The 6,025-nt window shown below is 57.8% G+C and carries 7 protein-coding genes; 1 reads left to right on the forward strand and 6 read right to left on the reverse strand.

Annotated features, from left to right (window positions below; translation table 11 throughout):
• Positions 1-200 (reverse strand): hypothetical protein (locus AB1772_12885; protein MEW5797236.1); only part of this gene is annotated, 200 nt, incomplete at its 3' end.
• Between AB1772_12885 and AB1772_12890 the strand changes: the two genes are divergently transcribed.
• Positions 199-420 carry a hypothetical protein gene (locus AB1772_12890; GenBank protein MEW5797237.1) on the forward strand — a complete coding sequence of 74 codons (222 nt, stop codon included), beginning with the start codon at positions 199-201 and terminating at the stop codon, positions 418-420. The two genes, AB1772_12885 and AB1772_12890, sit on opposite strands and share 2 nt — an antisense overlap.
• A 221-nt stretch (positions 421-641) precedes the next feature.
• On the opposite strand, the gene AB1772_12895 is transcribed toward AB1772_12890, so the two are convergent.
• The 5 genes from AB1772_12895 to AB1772_12915 all read right to left on the reverse strand — a co-directional run bounded on the left by AB1772_12895 (position 642) and on the right by AB1772_12915 (position 5,804).
• Positions 642-1,532, reverse strand: a complete 891-nt coding sequence (locus AB1772_12895) for a prohibitin family protein (protein MEW5797238.1) — start codon at positions 1,530-1,532, stop codon at positions 642-644.
• Positions 1,533-1,810: 278 nt separating this feature from the next.
• Entirely contained in the window at positions 1,811-2,020 is a 210-nt protein-coding gene (locus AB1772_12900) for a hypothetical protein (protein ID MEW5797239.1), read from the reverse strand.
• 160 nt (positions 2,021-2,180) lie between these two features.
• A complete protein-coding gene (locus AB1772_12905) occupies positions 2,181-3,395 on the reverse strand; it encodes an aminotransferase class V-fold PLP-dependent enzyme (protein MEW5797240.1) in 1,215 nt (404 codons plus the stop codon).
• 331 nt (positions 3,396-3,726) lie between these two features.
• Positions 3,727-4,263, reverse strand: coding sequence for a nucleoside-triphosphatase (locus tag AB1772_12910; protein ID MEW5797241.1), 537 nt, complete (start codon positions 4,261-4,263; stop codon positions 3,727-3,729).
• Positions 4,264-4,337: 74 nt separating this feature from the next.
• A complete protein-coding gene (locus tag AB1772_12915; GenBank protein ID MEW5797242.1) occupies positions 4,338-5,804 on the reverse strand; it encodes an amino acid permease in 1,467 nt (488 codons plus the stop codon).
• Positions 5,805-6,025 lie beyond the last annotated feature (221 nt).

Raw genomic sequence — 6,025 nt, forward strand, 5'->3', positions numbered from 1 at the left:
TCGCCGGTAACCGCCAGGGGTATACCTGGGGCAACCGTATCCAAAACGTGACCCAGGCGCTGAACGTCACGATTTGCGGCAAGTAGAATCTGTTTTCCTTTCGATTCCCGGAGCGAGAGGCCGACCCGCCGCGCGCTTGTGTATTTGTCAGAGCCGGCAGGCAGGTGCAGTTTGTTCCAGACACACGATGAAGACGCCATGACCAAGAAACTCAGCCCGGCGGAGGTAATCTCCAAGCATGCAGCACGTATTATGGCCATCGATGGGGTGATCGGCATGGCCGAGGGAGTCGACCGTGGCCGGGGGTGCATCCAGATTCACCTGGCCAGGGAGAACGGTACCCTCAAGAAGACTCTGCCGTCACAGCTTGACGGCTATCCGGTGGTAACAATTGTCACCGGCCCCGCGGAGCTGTTTTGACAGAAGCGAGCCAGGGGGCGCATGAATCGGCAATCTGGTACCGGATCCGGGGTGGTAGGAAGGCCTCAACAGGCTAGTGGCTCCACGCTCCTTAAACATTGTCGAAACCGCCCCGCGAAGCGCGGAGCTGGTTTCGACCTACGGTTGGCTACTGTCTTTCCACGGCTTGACCGAGGAACCCACCGATTGAAGTCCCGGCAGTAGAGCGGTGGGCTGCCGTACTATTTCGTGTCCAGAATCACCGGCAGACCGTCCTTGCCGGCGCCTACAATGATCACCTTTGTGTTGGGTGAATTGGCCAGCTTCTCGGTCGCCTCTACCCCTTTCCAGCGCAGGAGTTGGTCGCTGATACCCGATGACACGATGGTCTGGAAATCGGCGATACCCTGCGCCTCGATCCGTTTCCGGTCGGCCTCCTGTTTCTCCTTGGTCAGGATGAACTCCATTCGCTGACTTTCCTGATCGGCGCGCTGTTTTTGCTCGATCGCCTCGGTCAACTGGGTCGGAAGCTGGACGTTTCGCAGAGGCGTCGTTTCTATATACACACCCCGAAGCGCCATCGTCTTGGCCAGTTCTTCCTGAACCGTTGATGCAAGTTTCTCGCGTTCGGTCGAATAGAGGGCGCTCGCCTGGAATCCGGCGGTGACAGCACGGCTGATCGACCGGAACTGCGGCACGAGGAGGACATTTTCGAAGTCACCGCCGGCCACCGATTTGTACACTGACGCCGCCGAATCCGGATTAAGGCGGTACAGCGCGCTGATTTCCAGTCCAATAGTCAACCCCTCACGCGAGAGCACCTGCATCGTCTCTTTCAGCTCCTTGGTCTGGATGGAGAACTTGATCACGCGCGCCATCGGGTTGACCAGGTTTATTCCGGACGGCAGCGTGCGGGACGAAACGATACCGAAGAAGTCAATCACCCCTACGTGGCCGGCCGGAATCTGCGTGAAACACTGGACCAGGGCGATCACAGCGAAGACAATCGCGACCGCGAGCGCCACCGCGCGGGTTGTTCTTGCGATGTCAATATTACGCGCGGCGGAACGGGAAGCCCGCATCCAGACAACCAAGGCGATTGCCGATACGAGAAAAGCGATAATGAACAGCATAGCGTATCCTTTCTGTAGGAGCCAACGGGGTGCATCATGCGGCCGATGATCACCTCGTCTAACAGTACCGTCAGACTATGCGAGTATTCGATAGAAAGGAAGTTAAAACGGCAGACGCGAATGGGCTGGCAGATACCTGCCATTTGTCATGCGCCCGCTTGACCGGGTCATCCAAGAGTCGTAGGTCGGCGTTCCGGCGGCGTGAGCGAAGCGAGCGGCGACGAAACCCGACATCGAAGCGTTCACCGCACCCACGGCAGAGCTGCGGGGTTGTCACTTTATCCCTGGTTTCTTGTGCTGTTTCTGAGTAACCAACCCGCCCAGATACAGAGCAGGAGGGCTGCCGGCAACCCTACATACGACACGGCCATCGGAACCTCGGATGTGCCTACCACGACCGGCCACTGATTGACCAGCCTCAGAAAGTGAATCGCCGCGACCAAAAGGAAAACGATTCCGGAGACGATGAGATAGACTTTGTGGCTCATGATGGTACTCCTTACTGCCTGTTTGTCGAGGCAAGAGTGGCTTGCTTCACGCCCCATCCTGCCCACGGCAGAGCTGTAGGCTACAGGGCTATCGGGCGCGGTCAAGCATAAGTAATCTTCCAACCCACCGCAAGCGCCGGGCCACCCGAGAACTGGCGCCCTACTTCCCCTGCATCACTGGGCGCTTGATCTTCCGCGCACGTTTCGCAATCTCGGTGATCGCCTCGATAGCCGCATCGATATGCGCCTCAGTATTGAACGGGCCGATTGCGAACCTCACGCCGCCATGAATGGCTGCAGTGCCGATCTGCTCGTGCACCAGCGGCGCGCAGTGCAGCCCGGTCCGGGTCGCGATATTGAAATCGACATCGAGCATGATGCCGACATCGCCCGCCTCGAGACCATCGACGTTCATCGTAATTGTCGCCAGATGATTTGCGAGACTATCGCTACAGTAAACCGTTACGCCGTCGATCTTCTTGAAACCGTCGACCAGCTTCTTCGCCAGCTTCATCTCCCGGGCGTGAATCGCCTCCACCCCGCCCTGCTCCTCGATCCAGTCCTGCCCGGCCCATAGCGACGCAATCCCGCACATGTTGGGCGTGCCGTATTCCATCCGGTAAGGGTATTCGTCGAGATGATACGGATAAGCAGACTTCACACCAGTGCCGCCCGAACGCGTGTGACGAATCTCGACCCCGTCGCCCACGCACAGGCCGCCGATTCCGGTCGCTGCCATCAGCGACTTATGCCCGGTAAACGCGAGCGCGTCGATATGCATCTCACGCATGTTAATCGGCACCATGCCGGCGGTCTGCGACGTATCGATAATGAACCGGATATCAGTGTCATGACACAGCCGCCCGATCTCAGCCACCGGCTGCACAGTGCCGAGCACATTGGAGCCGTGATTCACGACCACCAGAGCGGTGTTCTTGCGGATAGCTCGCTTGATATCGTCAGGATCGACAAACCCGCGTGAATCAAACGGCACAAATGTCGCCTGCACGCCGCTGTCGCGCATGAGATGCCGGATCGGGCGGATGACCGAGTTGTGCTCCAGATTGGTGGTGATTACATGATCGCCCGGCTTGAGCATCCCCTGAATGAGCAGGTTGAGGGCATCGGTGGCGTTGTAGCCGAAACAGAGCCGTTCCGGATGATTCTCTTCGCCGCCGAAAAACCGGGTCAGCCGTTTGCGGAGGTTCTCGACTATGTTGCCGGCCTCAATTGCCTTATCGAAACCACTCCGCCCCGGATTGACCCCGCAACTACGATAAAAGTCCACCATGAACTGGTAGACTTTTTCCGGTTTCGGCCACGAGGTAGCCGCGTTATCGAGATAGATAAGCTTGTCGCAACATGAAGGTTCCATTGTCCAACCACTCGCTCGCTAGTGCGGGTTATCGGCTCAAACGTGGCCGATGGCCCGCCTTTCTACCAGGAGGAAGATAACGACGACTGGTTGCCGGGGCAAATAGATTCAGGGAGGTCGATGTTTGTGTTCCCAGGTCAGAGTTGTGCCTGGCGTGCGTCTCGGTGCGCCAGGGTTTCGACCGCAACTTCTGCACCGTGCGCGGCAGAGCCTGCCCCGGATTTGATCCGGGGTCCTCGTCTGCCCGTGTATCGAATTTGGACGGGGCAGACCGGGAGGTCTGCCGCCCACTATATGATCGAGCGATTCCCCGTTCGGGTTGATTCCGCTTTTAGCTAAACCGCAACTGCTGAATCTTGCGAAGAACCTTGCCCACCATCTCCTCGCGGTTGCGGCGATTCATCTCAAGAAGAGTGATATCGTCCCGTTTCCTGATGTTATCAATTAGGCCGAAACCTTCCTTGGCGATGGTGGCCACGACTATCCGATCCTGTTCGAGAATCTCGCACACCACCTCGCGAAACCGCCGCGACATGCACTCCATCTTACCGATTTCGTCGATGATAACAATGCGGCCGTCGTTACCGGTCAGATCGATTGCGTTTAGAAACTTCTCGAAGCCGTAGACGCCGACCCGGTACTTGCCCACCATCAGGTGACTGCGCATGTCGATATGGGCCAGGTTGCGCCGACGCCCGTCGAGACTGATCGCCTGAAAGCCGACCCGCACGCCGTTGTTGCGAATCTCGGCCGTATAGAAGCCGACCGGTTTGAACGGCCTGAGTTCGGTGATCAGCTTCCGGATGACCGTCGATTTGCCGATCCCAGGCTCCCCCGTGATGAGCAGATTCTTGGCGCCCGTATCCATAATCTCCGGCTTCAAAATACAATGTGCCCGAAAAAAATCAACCCCCAGAATTGGGCCAGGCCCTTGCGCAGGGTTTAGCCCGACCGGAGCTTGCTCCGCCGGGAACCGTAGAGCCAGTAGATGATAATCCCCAGCGCGAGCCAGCCGAAAAAGCGCAGCCAGGTGACTTCGTCCAGACCGGCCATCAGCCAGCCGCAAAAGATGATCCCCAGGATCGCAGTGACAATGCCGCCGGGCGCGCGGAACGGCCTCGGGCGGGCCGGGTCCTTGATTCTCAAGATTATTACTCCGGCACAAACCAAAACAAACGCGAAAAGCGTCCCGATATTGCAAAGGTTGGCCATTTCGTCGATATTGCAGAACGCCGCCAGGGTGGCGACAAAGGCCCCGGTCCAGATCGTGGTGATATGCGGGGTTCGGAACTTCTTGTGCACTTTGGCGAAATACGACGGCAGCAGTCCGTCGCGGCTCATCGCGAAAAATATGCGCGGCTGGCCCATCTGGAATACGAGCAGCACGGCCGTGTGAGCGACCACCGATCCGAGAGAGATAATCGCGATAATCCACGGCGCTACGTTGTTGTATTCGAGCCCGGCTACGAGCGGCTCGGCGATCTTGGTGCGCAGTTCGAGAAACGGCACCATGCCGGTCAAAGCGACTGTCACCAGAATGTAGACCAGGGTGCAGATGACGAGGGAACTGATAATACCAATGGGCAGATCACGCTTGGGGTTGCGTGTCTCCTCGGCGACAGTCGAGGTAGCATCGAAGCCTATATATGCGAAGAACACGGTCGCCGCACCCACCTGGATCCCTCGCCAGCCGCCCGGTGCAAACGGTGTCCAGTTCTCCGGCCGGAAGTAGTACAATCCGATACCTACGAACAGCGCCAACACTGCCAGCTTAACTACAACCATCGCGGCGTTGAACCGGGCGCTCTCCCGAATGCCAATTACGAGGATGACTGTCAGGCTCAGCACGATCAGAACCGCCGGAAGATTGAATACGATCGGGACGCCGAAAATCTCGGGGGCGGAACTCAGCTCGAATCCCTTCTGGACGAAAGTGCGATAGTCCAGGCGAAGCCAGGTGGGGATGTCCCAGCCGAAGGCATTGCGGATGAAATCGTTGAAGTACCCCGACCAGCTTATCGCCACCGCCACGTTGCCGATGGCGTACTCGATAATAAGGTCCCAGCCGATGATCCAGGCCGCCAGCTCACCCATGGTCGCGTACGAGTAGGTGTAAGCACTGCCCGAAATCGGCACCATGGCCGCCAGTTCGGCGTAACATAGCGCCGTGAAGCCACAGGCAATTGCGGTCAGGATAAACGAAACGAGAAGGGCGGGACCGGCCGGGTAACCGCTCGACGCCCCTACGGCCGCCTCGCCCACCATGGCGAATATACCTGCGCCGATAATCGCGCCGATCCCGATCATGGTAACGTCGAACGAGCCGAGCACCCGTTTGAGCTGGCGGTCTTGATCCTGCGATTCGCGAATGAGAGCATCGACCGATTTGGTGCGAAAAATCGAAAGCATATTTCTGACGCTCCTGGGTTAGTTCAGCGACTATATCAGCGACTATAATAGATGCCGCGGAGCAGAGCAATAAATGATCCCTGGCGCAGAGCACCCCGAATTGCCTCACAATTAATGTTACCGAAGCGCGGAAAACGGAGGCTTGCAATTGATACGTTGCCTCATAATTGATGTTACCGAAGGGAGACACGATTATGAGTGGCGATTCAAGGCGAGAATAC

Source organism: Candidatus Zixiibacteriota bacterium, assembly GCA_040752815.1.
Taxonomy (GTDB): Bacteria; Zixibacteria; MSB-5A5; order GN15; family FEB-12; genus JAGGTI01.